We start from the raw sequence: 16,371 nt of genomic DNA on the forward strand, positions 1-16,371 counted from the left end.
AGGTCGAGCTCTTCCCGACCCTGCACCACGTACACGGTGCTCATCCGCCTGGCCAGCCCCTTCGGCGGGCTGCCGGCGCTGCTGGCTCACAGCAGCACCATCGTGCTGGCGCCGGCCAGCTACGGGCCCGACGGCAGCGTGCGCAGCATCGTGGGCAGCGTGCCGTACCGCATTGCGGCGCTGGCGCCGCCGCAGCCCCGTGGTCCTGATCGGCGGCTGAAACCTCGTGCCCACCGATGCCGGCAACGTCCCATGCAGACGAATAGTCGGGGGGGCGGCTCGACGCCCGGCTCTACAACACCCGGCAGAGCCGGCTTCGTAAATCACTGCGTGGATGTCGCGGGAGGCATGCGCATCGCCAATGCTGTCGTCGTCGGTCTGCACCTGCGGCGTCCCGTAGTGCTCCCGCCGGCCCGGGTGAAATCCATAGGAGGCGATGTGAGCCGGCCACCGTGGGAAGAGTTCCGAAAATGCTTCACACGGCCTTAGAACATGAGCTGCTCTCGTATCGACGCGATGTCGAGCAGGAAGTTCTGCTCATAGAAGCGCCCGTCACGTACCCGGTGGAACACATGCTCGACATACTCAACCGTCGTGCCGTTCGGCGCCAAGCCAAGCCACGGATGGACGGGAGTGCCCTTATTCAAAAAATGGGCCGCAACCCGACCGCCCTCGATGGCTACGTCACGGGTGCGCCATGTCAGGTCAGGCACCGCGGCAATGTGTGATCGCAGCTCCACGATCATCTGATCGCGACTCATCGGCCGGCCATTGACCGTCATCTCGTCGTGCATGAACTCCGACATGCGCTCGAACGCATGTGCGTTGAGCGCAGCAACGTATTCTCGGAACAAGACGTTCAAGCTTCCCTCGTGCATCAGTACCTCCAAAACACTTCTTGCCGTCAGTTGGCCGAGTTTGCGTGACGCCTCAACTGCAAATGACGATCGAGCCCTCGCCCACATAGAACCTCACTCGCCTGACAGACCCTAGAAGCCCGTCACCTGGCCTGACCCAGCGCCCCACATGGGCGAAGTCGAGTGGAATCCGCTGTATCTCCGCTAGGCTAGCTAAGGATCTCCAGATTGTCCTCCCCCATGCTTGGAGCGTGCCAGACTGGGCATAAATCAAGAAGCGATGGCATCTAGTGAGGAGCGAGACATACGAGTCGCCATGCATCAAAACAGCCACTTCTCTACACTAACATTCCTTCATTGGCTACGCTAGGTGCGAAAACGGCTACGCCATGTCGCGGATTGGGAGACACTGCTGTATGAACCTGGAAGACCTGCGGACTTTTGTAGAAGTCGCCGACGCGGGCAGCCTAACGGCCGCCGCACGTAGGCTTGGCATGGCCAAGGCCATCGTCAGTCGTCACCTGATTCGCCTTGAGTCGGACCTCGGCGTCCAATTGCTGGCGCGCACCACTCGAGGCGCCACGTTGACGGAGGCAGGTGCGACGTTTCGAGATTACGCGGCGAAGGTCATCTCCGACCTCGACACTGCGCGAGAAGTCATTTTGCCTAACGGCCAACTGCGTGGCCGTCTTAGGATTGCTGCGCCGCTGTCCTTCGGTCCAACGCACCTGGCACCGGTCATTGCCGCGCTGGCCCGGGAACATCCGGCCTTGCATGTGCAAACCTGCTACAGCGACCGGCTCGTCAACCTGATCGACGAGGGCTTTGACTGCGCGATCCGCTTTGGCAATGCGACCGCGTCGTCCCTACTGTCCACGCGCATCGGCCCGCTTCATGCAACGCTGGTCGCAAGCCCAGCCTACATCAGGCTATACGGCGCCCCAGAAAGCCCCGAGCAAGTGCTCGAACATGAGGCAATCCTGCAAGGCACCGAGGCTTGGCATTTCGTAGATGGCGACCAGGTCATCACACTGAACCCACGCGGCCGCTTCAAGGCCGACAACGGGGTTGCAATCACCGCTGCCGCGCTCGAAGGCCTGGGAATCGCGATGATTCCGGATGGCCTGATTGCCGAACACCTTACCTCAGGCGCACTTGTGCCGGTAATGACCCGCTACCCTCCGCCATTGTTTGGAATGTATGTGGTGCGCCCGCCCGGGCAGGACCCTCTGCGCAAAGTGCGAGTACTGATCGAGCACCTGGTCGATCACTTCGGCGACCGCACGTGTGTTTCGGGCCCAGCCCGGAATTGAGTCGTCGTTTGTGTCGCAGCTGGCGCCATGCGGCCTGTGTAGTGGCGTTCCGCTTTTCGTGACACGTTGAGTCATTCCGTGCGACTACTTGGGAAGGGGGGGCGACGATACGATGCCCCATCTCAAACGGAAGGAATCAAGTGCAGGACGTCACAAGAAACGGTGCAACGCGATCAGCAACCCTAATCCAACCCAATGCATCGTGCCATGCAGGGCGCAGCTCTAGTTTGGCCGCTAATCTTGGCGCCGCAACTGGGCGCTCCGTGCGCGGGGCTGCCATGTTGGCAATCGCGACGATACTATCCGCGGCATGCGCGCCACTCACACGGCAGGCGGGCGGTGTCGCTGATGGAAACTGGCCTTCATACAACCGAACCGTAGCGGGCGATCGGTTCTCGCCGCTGAATGACATCGATCGCAGCAACGTCGTGCGGCTCGTGCGCCGATGTGAGTTTGCACTGCCGGAGCCGACGTCCTTCCAGACCGGCCCCCTCGCGATTGACGGCACACTCTATTTCACGTCACCCGGGGCCTCGTACGCGATTGATGCGGCGACGTGCAAGGAGCGCTGGCGAGCCACGCATCCCGTGCCCACGGGAGAGGGCGTCATTTCGTCCAATCGCGGTTTTGCGTATCTCGACGGCGTCCTCTTCCGCGGCACGATGGAAGGCCATGTAGTGGCGCTTTCCGCAAGTGACGGAAGCACGTTGTGGGACGTGACCATTCCCGACGCCGGGCCGGGAGTGAGCATACCGATGGCGCCGATCGCTGCGGACGGCAAAGTGTTCATCGGCAATGCCGGCGGCGATCGTGCGAACGTCACCGGTCATGCGTACGCGTTCGACGCCAAGACCGGCGGGATGCTCTGGCGTTTTGAGGTCGTGCCGGATACACCGGAAGTGCGCGCCACCTGGAAGATGCCGCCCGGCCATCCGCTCTCGGGGGGGGGACTGTGGACTTCGATGACCTACGACGAGATCACAGGCGTGCTCTACGCGCCGTCCGGCAACCCCGCGCCCGATTTTGATAGGGAGCTTCGACAAGGCGACAACCTGTATGTCAATTCTGTCCTTGCGCTCGACGGCCGAACCGGCCGTCTTGTCGCCTACAACCAGCTTGTGAAGGAGGACTATCACGATTGGGGCCTGAGCGGACCCCCTGCGCTCGTCACAACCGCTGCTGGCAAGCGCATCGTGGCGTCGGCGAACAAGGACGGAGTACTGTCGGTGCTCGACAGAAGCGATGTTGCCAAAGGCATTCCGCTGCTGTTCGGACAGCCGACCACCACGCATCGCAACGTCGACGTCCCGGTCTCGCGCGAGAAGCCGACGCAGTTCTGCCCCGGCATGTTTGGCGGATCCGAGTGGAACGGCGCCGCCTTCCATCCTTCGCTCAACACCCTGTTTGTCGGCACAGTCGACTGGTGCTCGCAGATTACGCTTGCTCCAATGGATGCACCGGTTCCCAAGACCGGCGACCTGTGGCTCGGCATCCGCGAGCCGATGAACAAAGTGATGCTACCGTGGTCGACGGCCCGCGGTTGGCTGACCGCTTTCGATGCAGACACCGGCGCGGTGCGATGGAAACTGGAAGTACCCAAGCCAATCGTCGCCGCTGTCACCCCCACAGCAGGCGGGCTGGTATTTGCCGCTGATCTGACGGGCAAGCTCTATGCGCATGACGCCGAGAACGGGCGGCGCCTGTGGGAAGACGACCTCGGACAGCCGCTGGGCGGCGGAATCATCACGTACCGCGCTGGAGGCCAGCAGTTCCTAGCAGCGGCCGTCGGAAATGGCGGAGGCGTGTGGCCGGTTCCCGTGACACGCAGCAGCGTCGTCGTGTACGCGCTGCCTTAACGCAAGGGACGACGCCGCCACCATGAAGCACTCCAACAACAGTCCGCGGCCGAACACGCACGCCAAAAAGGCAGGCGGGCTACGCGCTACCTTGATAGCCGCTGCATTGACGATGTATGGGTCCGCCGGCGCCAGCCCGCCGCGCGCCGAGATCATCATCGAAGGTTCGCGGACTTTCCCCGAGAACATCACCTCGACCGGAGACGGCGTACTAATCACCGGATCAGTCGGTTCGGGTGGAATTTTCAGAGCCGCGGCAGGCGCGTCCATCATGAGCCAGTGGATCGCCCCGGGAGACAACGGTTTGCTCGACACTTTCGGCGTGCTGGCTGACGAAGCGTCCGGCACGTTGTGGGTCTGCTCGTCCCACATGGACATGCCCAACTCCGGCAACCCTCCCGCCGTGCCCGCACTGTACAGATACGACCTAGAAAGTGGCAGGTTCCGCAGCAAGCACCCGCTACCCGGGGGAGCAGGGTTATGCAACGACATCGCAATTGGCCCAGACAGGGCGGCGTACGTCGCTGACACCACCGGAGGGCGCATTCTGCGCCTACCTTTTGGCGGCGAACAGTTGCAGGAGTGGTCCACATCAAAGGACCTCGCAGGCGCCGATGGGCTCGACTTCCAAGGTCAGCACCTCTACGTCAACAGCTACACCACAGGCAAGCTGCTGCGCATTAACTTGCAGCCGGACGGGTCGGCCGGTAGACCGACGACTTTGAGGACCACCCGCCCCCTCACGCGACCTGACGGCATGCGACGTTTGAGCGCCACCCAATTCGTTTTGGCGGAAGGTGCCGGCAACATCAGCCTGCTAACCGTCCAGGGCGATGTAGTGCACGTCGAGGTGCTGCAGGCGGGCCTCATCGACCCGGCGGGAGTCACGGTTGTCGGCGACACGGTCTGGGCCGTGGAATCCAAGCTTTCTTTGCGCAACGTGGCTGGTGCGCGCCCTGCGCCCTTCATAGCGCGCGCAATCTACTTGCCACAGCGCAGGCAGCGCTGACCAAGGTTTCGGCCGTTTTCCTATATCGCGGTCTTCCATGTGCTGAGCTGGCGCGCAGAGCGTTGAACCGTCAACTGTGGCGTTCCAATCCAAGCGTACGGTCAAAGGCACGCGACGAGTACAGAAGCGCGTATCACGCCCGTGCCACCTAGTCTGAACGCAGAAGCTATTAGCAACGCTTACGAACCTACGAACCGGCCCCGTCAAGCAATGCACTCCACTGATGCGGAGGCTGCCGAACATGTGGGACAGGTGGGACTATGGGGATGCGGCTTCCTTGAGCTTCAGCTAGCTAGGCCTCCGTGATTGGAAGGATGCGCACCAACGAATCCTGTTGTCAAGTGCGCTCTGTGGCAGTGGCTGACATGTGCTTGCGCTGAGCGTGCATGCGCGCGGGCACTTCCGGTCGTCACCAAGCACACAGATATGAGTGGCGTGCATACCATTTCACCTCGCTGGACGCATTGCCATCAACGGCCGCTATACGGCGGACGTCCCTATCGGCGCGGGTCGTTGGTGACCAGGCGGGCGGCGAGACTGCCAAGCGCAAGTGTGTAGCATCGTCCAACTTACCGGCTGATGTAACCGCTCGACTGCTTGCCGCCGAATATCGGACGACTGCCATCGTCAACGCGCTGGTCAGGTCGCGACAGTCAAATGCGAACCAACTCGTCGCCGGTATAATGTCGCCGTTCATCACCTCAAACGGTCGGCGCGCCAGACCGCTGGCGTCGCCCCCGTCATCCGGCGGAACGTGCGGCCAAAGTGCACCGCATCCGCGAACCCCGTAGCGGACGCTACATCCTCCAAGGATCCACGTGTATGGAACAGGAGGTTCTTGGCTGTCTCGACGCGTGCCTGCAACTGCCACTGATACGGTGCCAGGCCCGTAGAGGCTTTAAAAGCCCTGCTGTAGTGAGATTGCGATAGCCCCGCCAATGCGGCCAGCGTCTCGAGGTCGACCCTTGTTGGCAGTCGGGCATTCATATACTCAATTGCATCCCGCAGCTGCAACGGCGACAGCCGTGTGCGCCCCTTCTGCACGGTCGGTCGGGGTGTGAAGAGCCGTGCGGCAATAGCTGCCACCAGCGAATCCCCATACAACTGTGCAGACGGGTCTGGGTCATCTACTACGTCCGCCAGCAGCTTGACCAACGCCCAGATCCGGTCGTCCGTGAAGCGCATGCGAGGCTCGCTCGCTGTACGACCCTCGTGGGCAATCTGTAGGCGCTCATGAAGTGCGCCGGCATCAAAGTTCAGATTGACTGCTCGAACAAAGCGGGAATCGTCGGTGTATCCCCACACCGGCAGACCTGCGGGCGCGAAGTGCATGTGCCGCGGCTTATAGGCAACGGGGCACGGCTTATCCGCGGCGAGCCGAGGTTCACAGCGACCACGACCGATCTCGTCCAAAATGACCCCGAGCCGCGTATCCTCCTTGTTGCCAATCTCGTGCACCACCCGCCCAGCGCAATCGTATTCCACCAAGTCAACGCGCACGCTATTCCAGATCCTAGATTTCCGTGTGAAATTCAGTAGGTTTTCCGGAAGTTCGGGATGGTCGGACATCAGACGAATAATGATGTAGTGCCTGTGCGGCGCCGCGCGTTGATCGGGCACACTGCTTGGCAAGGTTGGTGACTTCCTCAGGCGCTGCGACCAGGCCACTGGCAGCTTGTCTGCCGGCCTGGGGAGAAGTGGCAGCAGCCGCCCGAGCCGATTCGGCCGCGCTAACTTTATAACGTGAAGCCAGGCAAGATGACCGCCGCACGCTAGTTGCCAGTGCCATGGTCACCAAGGCACGCAGCGGCCAGCCGCTCAGCACAGCATAGCCACCGGCCGTACAGCCGCACGACCCTAGATCAACAGCCGCTAGCGCAGTGCGCGTCTACCTCCTAGGCCTGCGAGCTACGACGTGAGACACGTAATGCCGGCGAGAGTGCCTAACCGAACTTTCACCAAAGCCAAGTGGCTTGCCGGGCTGCGCTTCGAACCGACCCAAGCTTGTAAACCCTCACCGTTCACTTCATGTGCGTCATGGTCGCGCGGCTCGTAAGCTGTGTAAAGCGGATCGTTGTGATCCCTGCTATCGAGAAAACGAATAGCTGGAACCGCCCAGACAACATACGGATGCATTCCGGCAGGCGGCTGGTCGCCCGCTGGCACTCAGCGTAACTGCTGTACTTGTGGCAAGGAGCGACAGCGGACTCGCATGCGTTCAGCGCGATGGCTGGCCCATCTGTTCGCCCTAGACCGCGCTGATGGAGTGTCGGGCCTGCCGCGCAGTGCCAACTTTGCGTCGACCGCAGACAGCGTCGCGCCGTACGCTGAGTACTGCCGGTGTTGTCAACATCTCGAGTGATTTGTTACATGGACCATGTCCCGCGTCGAATGTCCACAAGGTGGCCGACCAAAGGCGTCGACCTGGAGTCGTCGGAAGGAGCCAGCAAGTCCCGCCGATACGGCGGGATGTGCGCCTTTTGGTGACTGCGACCGCAGATTCCGAGGTCGTGGCCGATCGGGGCCTTTGCGGTGGGGCTGCAGGTCGTCAGCGTTGTCTTGCGGCTCACTTCGGGGGAAGATTTGCGGCTCCTCTCCCTGCGGTCTTGCCGGCGGCCAGGCGTCGCAGTGAGTCACCCTTCGCGCTGATGCGGTGGTGGTTGGCCAGCAGTCGGTCGAGAGTGGCGTCGGCCATGGTCGGGTCGCCCAGCCACGGATGCCAGTGATAGAACGACATCCGCGTGGTGACTATTGAGGCCCGGCCAGCCATGGCAGCTTAATCGGGGATGATCTCCAGCAGACCGCCCGTATGGCCAGCTCCAGTGGCGCTAGCGCCCAGTCCCCGCGCACCGGAACGCCGGTGCGTGCCAGGTGGCCAGGCAGGCGGCGAAGCCGCCTTTGCCGTGAAGGGCACAGGTCTTAAGCAAGCCCCGGCACGCGAAGGGACAGCGCCGAGAGCGCGCACTCGCTGGGCCGCTGCGCCGGCGCACACCCCAGCCAACTCTTGCCCGCGCTGGTTGGCCCGATGACGAAGACCGTCATGCCCTGGTGCAAGCAACGAGACAGCGCCAGACGAACTGTAGGCATCACGTCTTCGCGCCACGATCACTTCGGTGCTGTCAACGACCGTGGCGGTCGCGTGGAGGAACGTGTTGCGCCGCAACCAGGCCCAAAACTGGTCCATCAGCGTGCTGACCGCGACTGACAGGAAGTGCACCGTTCTAAAGCAAACGTTCAGGTGTGCCGATCCACCCGCCAGGCGGCTGGCGGGACTCCAATCATCCGGCGGAACGTCCGGCCAAAATGGACTGCGTCAGCGAAGCCAGTTGCTTCGGCGACATCGTCGAGGGGGCGGTTGGTAGTCAACAGGAGGTCCTTAGCTCGCTCAATGCGGGCCTGCAATTGCCACTGATATGGCGCCAGACCAGTGGACACCTTGAAGGCACGGCAATAGTGGGATTGCGACAATCCCGCTAGCTCTGCGAGCGCCGACAGCTCCACTTTCTTCGGCATACGGTCCTCCAGATAGCCAATCGCATCCTTAAGTTGCAGCGGCGATAGCCCGCGGTAAGATCCCTTCGGCTCCGTTGCGCGCACCAACAGTTTCGCTGCGATTGCTGCTGTCAGTGAGTCGCCATAAAGCTGAGCGGTAGGGTCCACATCGTCGATGGCCTCCGTCAGCAACTTGATCAATGTCCACAATCGATCGTCATTGAAACGGAGTTGGGGCGTCTCAGCCAGACCCGCTGGCTGCACAATGCCGAGACGCTCCTGAATCACCTTGAAGGGAAAGCTGATGGTTGCGCACTTCACGTAGCGAATATCGGCCGAATGCCCCCATAGCTTCATTTCTGCCGGCGCGAAATAAAGATGTCGGGGTTGGTAGCCGAGCGGATTCGGCGTGTTGGCAGCCGATCTAGTCTCGGCGGGATCACGACCAACCTCTTCAAGCTGGGCTCCAAGCCGAGTCAGATCTTCATGACGCTCCAACTGACACAAGACTCTGCCGGTGCAGGCGCGCTCGTTCAGGTCGACGATCATGCCGTTCCAACAACGACTGGACGTCTTGACCATCGCGACGTTCTCAGGAAGCTCGACCGCACTTGACGCCGCCCCAAGACCGCTACCAACACCGCCGGCTGAGATGAGTCCGTCTGATTGACCGGTGCCTGCGCCATCCCACCTGGGTCCAATGTATGCATCACGTTGACCCGACGGCGAAACAAAGTTTTCCAGCGAAGCAGTGAACATTGGACCCTCCATCTGACGTCAAACATTGCAGTCAAAGTATTGTACGTCCGACCACTGAAAGGACAGAGTGGTTTCAGTACACCCGCCTTGTCATGAACTTCCGCAATTCATGGCGTTAAGATCACACTGCCAAAGGGGTCAGATGCCTCGGCATATCGATGAGCAGCGGCAGCTTCCCGGAGAGGAAACGTGCAATCGAGGATCATCCGGATGTCCTTGGCCGCCAAGAGGGCGAATAGTTGATCCACGGCAAGGTAAACGGTGGAACGCTCCAGGACGGAGTTCGTTTGCACAACAAGCAGTGCGCGATTCGAACCTAGGGATGACAGGGCGACGGAAAGTGGGGCGCCGACCGAGTTCGAGAGAATGACCAGCCGGCCGTCCTCAGAAAGGACACCAAGGGAGATTGCGAGTGACGAACCGCTTGGATCAAAGACGAGGTCGACGCCCCGCTGTCCAGTAAGGCGAAGGAGGTCTCGTACCACGTCGTGCACCTCCAGGTCGACAACGTGATAAGCGCCGAGCGCTCGAATTCGGTCACAGCGTGCACTTCCCCGTCCGACCGCCAGTACGTTAGCGCCCGCCCGCCCCGCAAGTTGTACAGCCGCAAGCCCGACCTCCGTCCAGGCGGCCTGCACGAGCAACGTTTCTCCGCGCCGCAGTTGCCCGCGGACGAACAGGCCGTGGTACGCCGTACCGTAGGCAGCGGGCAGCGCCGCTGCATCAGCTGCGTTGACCAGAGGCGGAATCAGCCAAGTGGCTACGACTGGAACAGCCCAGAGTGCGGCGTGCGAGCCATGGTTGTCAAACGCTGCGACTCGATCGCCGACTTTGCGGTTGTGAACGTAAGAGCCAGCGGCTATGACGGTACCGGCGGCCGCCGTCCCCGGGATCCACATAGGGTGCGGCGGCCAGATCAACCCGCGATCGTTCAGGTCGCGTTGATTGACCGAGATGGCTTCGACGGCGATCAGGACTTGATCGATTCCGAGCGCTGGAACCGGAACGTCCTCGTAACGCAGAACCTCCGGCGCGCCCGGCGCGTCGTACACGGCTGCTTTCATCATCATGGCACGTTACCCGCCGTTCGTTCTAGGCCAACTCAATAATGCCGGCAGGGCCTAAGTCAGCCGGCCTTTAGTCGTGTCGGCATATCAGGTGGACATCGCTTGTACTCCACCGACCGGGGACTTCTAGGGCAACAGCCGTGCAACGACACGGATGTCGCCGCCAAGCACCAAACGACATGCTCCGCTGCTGGAACAATGTACGTGAGGGCCGCACGGGCGACGTGCGTTGACCGTCAAACAACCTCATCTAGCTCGGTAGAATCCGCCGTAGTGCTTGATCGGCGACCAATCAGGCAGAACATCCGGCAACACTGGCGAAAGAAGTCTGTAGTCTTCTTCCCCATAGACCACGCGTCCATTCATGACTGTCAGGACCGACGACACGTTCTTAATCTGCGCCTCTGGCACGACGAAGTAGTCACGGTCCAGAAGCACAAAGTCGGCCAGGTGTCCAGGAGCGATCATGCCCAGCTCTGACTCGGCATTCAAGAACCACGCGGCCTTGCGCGTGAAAAGCCCAAGCGCTTCAGCGCGAGAAAGGCGGTTGTCCTTGGCCAGGACTTCCGTACCAGAGACCGATTTGCCGGACACCATCCAACTGATGCCAACCCACGGATTGAAGGAGGCCGCGCGAAAAGCGTCGGTCGTCATTGCCAGAGGAATGCCGCTGTCGACGAGTTGACGAAGGCGCGGAGTCATCAAGGCCTTCTCTAGGCCGTGGGTCTTGATGAACCCGTCGCCGTGGAGCGCCATCTTGGTATCCAGGGCGATGCCGCCGCCCAATGCCTTCACCCGGGCAATGTTCTTGGGGCTGATGGTCTCAGCGTGTTCGATGCTCCACCGAAGGCCGGCCAGCGGTGTTTTCTCATTCAGCTTCTCAAGCGCGTCGAGGAATGGCGTGATGTTCTCGTCGTAGCTGATGTGCTCGCGGAACGGGATCCGCCGCTGCACGAGCTTTGCGACATCGCGCTCCACCAGCTCCCGCATCTTCAGTGGGTCCACAATCACGGTCGGTCGATCGAAGTTTTCGTGGTCGTGCACGTCCGCTGATAGCAGCTCGCCAGCGCCCCGGTACTCATGACCGTACGCCAGTTGCGGGTGTAAGTTGTGCCCGAGACTGATAGGCGCTGTCATCGTGATCGCGGCAATTTGTGCATCCACCATGTTGAAGCCAGCGGCTGTGTCGAACTGAATGTCCACGAAGGGCATGCGGATGTTGAGCCTGTTTCCATGCACTAAGGCGTTGACCGTTGGCAGGGCCTTGGGATATCCGCGAAAGCCTGTACCGTTGTCGACGATCGATGTGACACCGACACGATTCAAGCTGTGGACAGTCTGGACGAGCGAGCTCACCTCCTCTTCAGCAGTCAACTGCGGCACCATGGTTTCCATGGCGATGAACAGGAACGTGAAGCCGTGTACAACCCCGGTGAGCCGGCCTTCCGAGTCCTTCTCAAGTTGCGTCCCCGGGATGTCCGGAAACTGGCCAGTCCCCACCTTGAGCAGCTTCATTGCCTGCTCGTTTAAGAAAGCACGGTTGTACGCGTATTGCACGATGAGCGGCCGGTCTGGGACCGCCCGGCGAAGCTCATCCATGGTGGGAAATCGGTTTTCCTCGAACTGGTATGGAGACCATCCACCAATCACTTTCACCCAATGGCCGTCCGGAGTGCGTTTGGCCTGCTCACTCAGCATTGCCAGCGCCTGACGCAGTGTAGGCACACCTTCCCAACGCACTGTGTAGTTGTAGCCGCCCTCGTTCAGCACATGAGTGTGGGCATCGATGATTCCCGGAATGAGCCGCCGGCCCCGAGAGTCGATGACTTGGGTGTCGGCGCTCTTCAGAGCAAGCACCTCGGCGTCCGTGCCGACCGAGTAGATGCGACCGCTCTTGACGGCCAAAGCGGACGCCGCGGGATAGGAGGGGTTGCCGGTAAAGATCTGGGCGTTATGCACAATCATGTCCGCACCGGACACCGCCTGCCTGGGTTGTGCCTGGGTGTTGGCTATGCCGGCCGCCACCATAATTCCGATCAGTTGTATTAGCTTCACTGCCATTCCTCGTTCAATCTGTTGAAGGATCACCGCGCCGCGGTTGTGTTTCGAATGAAGCGCATGTTGACAATTCGGGAAGGTGCTGTCCCTGACGAATCCTGCTCGCGGCAGCACAATCCGCTCATCTCAGGGGATTCCTCAGCCCCAGCGCGCGGGGCAGGTTGCCTGCGCACGTCCGGCTCGCTTTGACTCCACAGGGCGATGCCCGCTGAGGCGGGGACACGGATTGCCACGCTGTGACGCCCGGTGCGTGTCACCGGGATCGCCGACGACCGACACCTGAAGGCACCTGCGGCGGCACTTCCGCGTAGACTCGCTCGCGCGATCGGGTCCCGGAGCCGAGGGAGTCACGTCCCTGGAATCACCGACATGTGGGACCCGTCCGAACTGCCTGACAACCTCTGCGTGGACACCGCCAGCCGCACCTCGAATGGCGTGCGCGTTGACGTTGCAGGCGGGTCTGTCTTCCTACAGCTCCGCCATGCCTTCGCTTCCTCAAGTGGTAGCTCTTCACTGCGTGGACCTGGACACACTCGCAAGACTGGCCGGATTGTCGCAATCGCATTACAGCCAGGCGTTCAAGGCGTCGACGGGCGCGGCGCCTCATCAGTTGCAGTTGCAGGCGCGCATTGAACGCTCAAAGGCGCTGCTGCTGGACACCAATGGCTGGCTGGAGGCCATCGTATCGGCAACGGGTCTCGCCGACGCCGTGCACTTTGGCCGCACCTTCCGCAAGCTGACCAACGCCACGCCGGCGGCTTGGCGCACCGACCGTCTGACTTGATCGGTCAAGCTGGCTCCCTGTCCTTCGAGGGACCGACGGTGCGGAGGAGCAGCGCCCGACCCGCGAACTTGCCACCCACTTGCTCCAAGGCCAGGCGTTCGGCGTCGCGCCGGCGGACGAGGTCCATGGTCTCCTGCGTCTCGTTCTCTGACGCGCCGGTGGCCCGCACCGCCTCCCGGCCCATGTGCATCGCCGACTCGAAGGTCTCACGGATCACGTCATCAACCCCGGTACGCGCCAGCTCTACGGCATGCTCGCGGTCGTAGGCACGCACCAGCAAGCGCGCGCGGGGAAAGACGTCTCTTGCCATTTCGGCGATGCGCGTGGTGGCCGCGCGGTCGTTGATGCAGACCAAAACCACGCTGGCGGCTTGCGCACCTGCGGCGTGGAGCACGCCGGGGCGGCTCCCATCGCCGTAGAACACTTTGAACCCGTAGGTTTGAGCCTCCCGGATGACGTTCGTGTCGCTGTCGATCACCGTCAGCGACGCTCCGCGCGCCAGCACGCCCTGGCTGGCGATCTGCCCTATTCGTCCAAAGCCGATGACGAGCACGCTGGCGGATCGGCCGTTGGCCGCCTCGGCATCCGACGCCTGCGGGGCGCGCCGCGCGGCGAAGTACCGGTGCACTACCACTAGCACGGGCGTCAGTGCCATTGACAACACGACGATCGCCGTCATGTTGGCATTCACGTCGGGGCTGATCACCTGCGCGCCCAGGGCCGCTGTGAACAACACAAAGGCGAACTCGCCGCCCTGCGCCATGGTGACGGCACGGTCCAGGGCATCTGCCGGCGAGCTGCGGGCGAGCCGCGCCACGGCGTACACGCACGCCGCCTTGGTCGCCATCAGCGAGACGACGCCCGCGGCGATAAGGCCAGCATTGGTCTGTACCAGCGCCAAATCAAGTGACATTCCTACGCCGAGGAAGAACAAGCCCAGCAGTAGCCCACGGAACGGTTCGATGTCGGCTTCGAGCTGGTGGCGGAAAGTCGACTCTGCCAACAGCACGCCGGCCAGGAAGGCGCCCAGCGCCATCGAGAGGCCGCCCATTTGCATCAGCAGCGCGGCGCCGAGTACGACAAGCAGCGCGGCGGCGGTCATCGCTTCGCGGGCCTTTGCCCGGGCCAGCACTTGGAAGAGCGGGTTGAGCAGCCACACGCCTGCGACCACCAGCGCGCCAATAGACCCCGCGGCGGTGGCCACCGCTAGCAGACGTGACGAGGAGCTTTCGACAGCACCCGACGCCTGCGGCGCGAGCAGGGCCACCCACGCCAGCAGCGGCACGATAAGCAAGTCCTCGAACAGCAGGATAGCCACCATGCGCCGGCCGCGCGGCGCAGCCACGTCGCCGCGGTCGTTCAGCATCTGCATCACTACCGCCGTGGAGGTGAGCACGAAGCCCATCGCGCAGACGAATGCGGTTATCCACGGCAACCCGAAGGCAACGCCCACCAGGGTGAGCAGCGCGCTGCACACCACCACCTGTAGGCTGCCCAACCCAAAGATGGCGCGGCGCAGACCCCACAAGTGCGACGGGCGCATTTCGAGTCCGACGACGAACAGGAACATCACGACGCCGAGTTCGGCGATGTGCAGGATGGCTCCGGCCTCCTTGAACCAGCCGAGACCGAACGGCCCTACCAGGATGCCCGCAGCGAGGTACCCCAGCACGGCGCCCAGCCCCAGCCGAATAAACAGTGGCACGGCCACCACGCTCACGCCGAGCAATAGCACGACCGGGAGCAAATTGACGCCTGCATTTTCTGCGGCCATCTTCAACGTTCTCTTGTGGGTGGAGGGGTGGGGAGCCGGGGATGCGCAGCAAAGCTGCGGACCACCGCGGAGTTGCGGACAGCCTGGCGTCCCGCCTCCATGGCGGCGTCGATCTGCTCACGAGGCAGCGTCAGTCGCGTCTCGATGGCACGCGTTTTGGTGCTGAGCGCGGGGTCAGCGTTTTGGAAGCTCAGCAGTTCGACCACGAACTCCACGTCATCACAGCGCCAGTCGGCGGCCACGCCGCCCAGCACGCTGATGTCCGTCTCGGTGAGGCCGCACCGGTGTGCCACGACCGCGTCGCGCCACTTGAGCATCACCGCCTGGAACGAGTCGGCCGCCAGGCGCGCCGCAGCGTCGATCGCCGCGTCAGTAGCGGCAAGGGCCGAGTCGACACCGCCGGGGCCATCGAACTGCCGATTCCAGGAACCACTCGGGCCGCGGCCCGCGTCCACCACAAGGAACAGCAGCTTGCGCACCCGGATGGCGTCGCGTGCCGTCATTGGGCTGTGGGCGTCGCTCGCGACAGCCCGCGCCATAAGAAGGCTCGAAAGTCCAAAGTTGTCGGTCAGCCCGCCATCAACGAGCTTCGCGAAGCCAGGGCCGTCAGGATCGCGGTAGCTGCGCATGGCCTCGGCTATCGCCCGCAGCAGGCGCGGCGCCGATGGGTTTTCTAGGGTGCGCTGGATGAAGGCGGCCTCGGGGGTGGGGCAGTGTCGCGGGAACGTCCGCAACACCGTCGGCTTGAACACCACCGGCACAGCCATCGACGCCGCCACCGCATCGGCAACAGGAAACTGCCGCAGGTCCGAGCACAGGGCGCTGAAAACACCCGGCAGGAAAGGAAAGCTCGTGCGGTGATACAGGTCGGTCGCGTTGATCCAAAGGTCCGGGCGCCCCCGGGCGTACAAGTCAGCAAAGGTGGCGTGCCCAAAGACCTCGTCGTCCAGCACTTGAGCAAAGTTGCTGCGGTCGTTGAGGCCGCCACGCAGCAGGCGTGCCCAGTTCGCGGGGGACGCCAGACTGAGGTTTAAGCGCGACTCGAAATCGCGGTCCAGCACGCGACTCCGGATGTCGGCGAGTCCGTTCCGGCCATGCAGCACGTAGTAGGCCGCTGTGAGCGATCCGCCCGACACCGAGCTGATGAATGCCACCGTATCCAGCAGATCCCCCTGGCCCGCCGGGCTAGCCGCCAGGCCCTCGAGTACGCCTGCTGCGAAGGCCGAGGCTTTGAGGCCCCCACCGGAAAACGCAATGGCGGTGGTGTACGCCTGTAGAAGGTCCTGGGGTCGGCCCATATGGGGCGACGGCACGTCCGCAAGGGGCACATTTACAGGCAGTCGATGCGGTGTGGCGCAGCCGGCCAGCGCCGTGGCGAACGCAGCGAGCACACCCACCATCG

General features: G+C 62.6%; 12 protein-coding genes. 4 read left to right on the forward strand and 8 right to left on the reverse strand.

Annotated elements, in window-relative coordinates:
- Positions 1-485: 485 nt before the first annotated feature.
- Positions 486-863 (reverse strand): ester cyclase, encoded by a 378-nt coding sequence (locus tag VO99_RS26410; RefSeq protein ID WP_198157086.1) that lies wholly within the window; start codon positions 861-863, stop codon positions 486-488.
- 410 nt (positions 864-1,273) lie between these two features.
- On the opposite strand from VO99_RS26410, the gene VO99_RS26415 reads away from it, so the two are divergent.
- The 3 genes from VO99_RS26415 (at position 1,274) to VO99_RS26425 (ending at position 5,035) form a co-directional block, all read left to right on the forward strand.
- Entirely contained in the window at positions 1,274-2,170 is an 897-nt protein-coding gene (locus tag VO99_RS26415) for a LysR family transcriptional regulator (protein WP_046115972.1), read from the forward strand.
- 278 nt (positions 2,171-2,448) lie between these two features.
- Complete coding sequence (locus tag VO99_RS26420; protein ID WP_083440956.1) at positions 2,449-4,026, forward strand: pyrroloquinoline quinone-dependent dehydrogenase; 1,578 nt, start codon at positions 2,449-2,451, stop codon at positions 4,024-4,026.
- 22 nt (positions 4,027-4,048) lie between these two features.
- Positions 4,049-5,035 (forward strand): SMP-30/gluconolactonase/LRE family protein, encoded by a 987-nt coding sequence (locus VO99_RS26425; RefSeq protein ID WP_157039807.1) that lies wholly within the window; start codon positions 4,049-4,051, stop codon positions 5,033-5,035.
- Positions 5,036-5,731: 696 nt separating this feature from the next.
- Here VO99_RS26425 and VO99_RS26430 read toward each other — a convergent pair.
- The 5 genes from VO99_RS26430 to VO99_RS26440 form a co-directional block, all read right to left on the reverse strand.
- Positions 5,732-6,604 carry a helix-turn-helix domain-containing protein gene (locus VO99_RS26430; RefSeq protein WP_046115960.1) on the reverse strand — a complete coding sequence of 291 codons (873 nt, stop codon included), beginning with the start codon at positions 6,602-6,604 and terminating at the stop codon, positions 5,732-5,734.
- A 997-nt stretch (positions 6,605-7,601) separates the two neighbouring features.
- Positions 7,602-7,805 carry an ATP-binding protein gene (locus VO99_RS32060; RefSeq protein WP_083440957.1) on the reverse strand — a complete coding sequence of 68 codons (204 nt, stop codon included), beginning with the start codon at positions 7,803-7,805 and terminating at the stop codon, positions 7,602-7,604.
- A gap of 464 nt (positions 7,806-8,269) precedes the next feature.
- Positions 8,270-9,109 (reverse strand): helix-turn-helix domain-containing protein, encoded by an 840-nt coding sequence (locus tag VO99_RS26435; RefSeq protein WP_046115961.1) that lies wholly within the window; start codon positions 9,107-9,109, stop codon positions 8,270-8,272.
- 284 nt (positions 9,110-9,393) lie between these two features.
- The gene (locus tag VO99_RS29870; RefSeq protein ID WP_232315573.1) at positions 9,394-10,356 is read right to left on the reverse strand and encodes a quinone oxidoreductase family protein; all 963 of its coding nucleotides are present in this window, start codon (positions 10,354-10,356) and stop codon (positions 9,394-9,396) included.
- A 243-nt stretch (positions 10,357-10,599) separates the two neighbouring features.
- Positions 10,600-12,414, reverse strand: coding sequence for an amidohydrolase (locus VO99_RS26440; RefSeq protein ID WP_046115962.1), 1,815 nt, complete (start codon positions 12,412-12,414; stop codon positions 10,600-10,602).
- 478 nt (positions 12,415-12,892) lie between these two features.
- Between VO99_RS26440 and VO99_RS29875 the strand changes: the two genes are divergently transcribed.
- Positions 12,893-13,195, forward strand: a complete 303-nt coding sequence (locus VO99_RS29875) for a helix-turn-helix transcriptional regulator (protein WP_198157088.1) — start codon at positions 12,893-12,895, stop codon at positions 13,193-13,195.
- Positions 13,196-13,199: 4 nt separating this feature from the next.
- Here the strand turns inward: VO99_RS29875 and VO99_RS26445 are convergent, their stop codons facing one another.
- Positions 13,200-14,969: a monovalent cation:proton antiporter-2 (CPA2) family protein gene (locus VO99_RS26445; protein WP_046115963.1), complete on the reverse strand. Its 1,770-nt coding sequence runs from the start codon at positions 14,967-14,969 to the stop codon at positions 13,200-13,202.
- A gap of 2 nt (positions 14,970-14,971) precedes the next feature.
- On the reverse strand, positions 14,972-16,369 hold the full coding sequence (locus VO99_RS26450; protein ID WP_232315575.1) for a patatin-like phospholipase family protein: 1,398 nt from the start codon (positions 16,367-16,369) through the stop codon (positions 14,972-14,974).
- Between the last annotated feature and the right edge of the window lie 2 nt (positions 16,370-16,371).

The organism is Aquincola tertiaricarbonis (assembly GCF_000969605.1).
GTDB lineage: Bacteria > Pseudomonadota > Gammaproteobacteria > Burkholderiales > Burkholderiaceae_C > Aquincola > Aquincola tertiaricarbonis.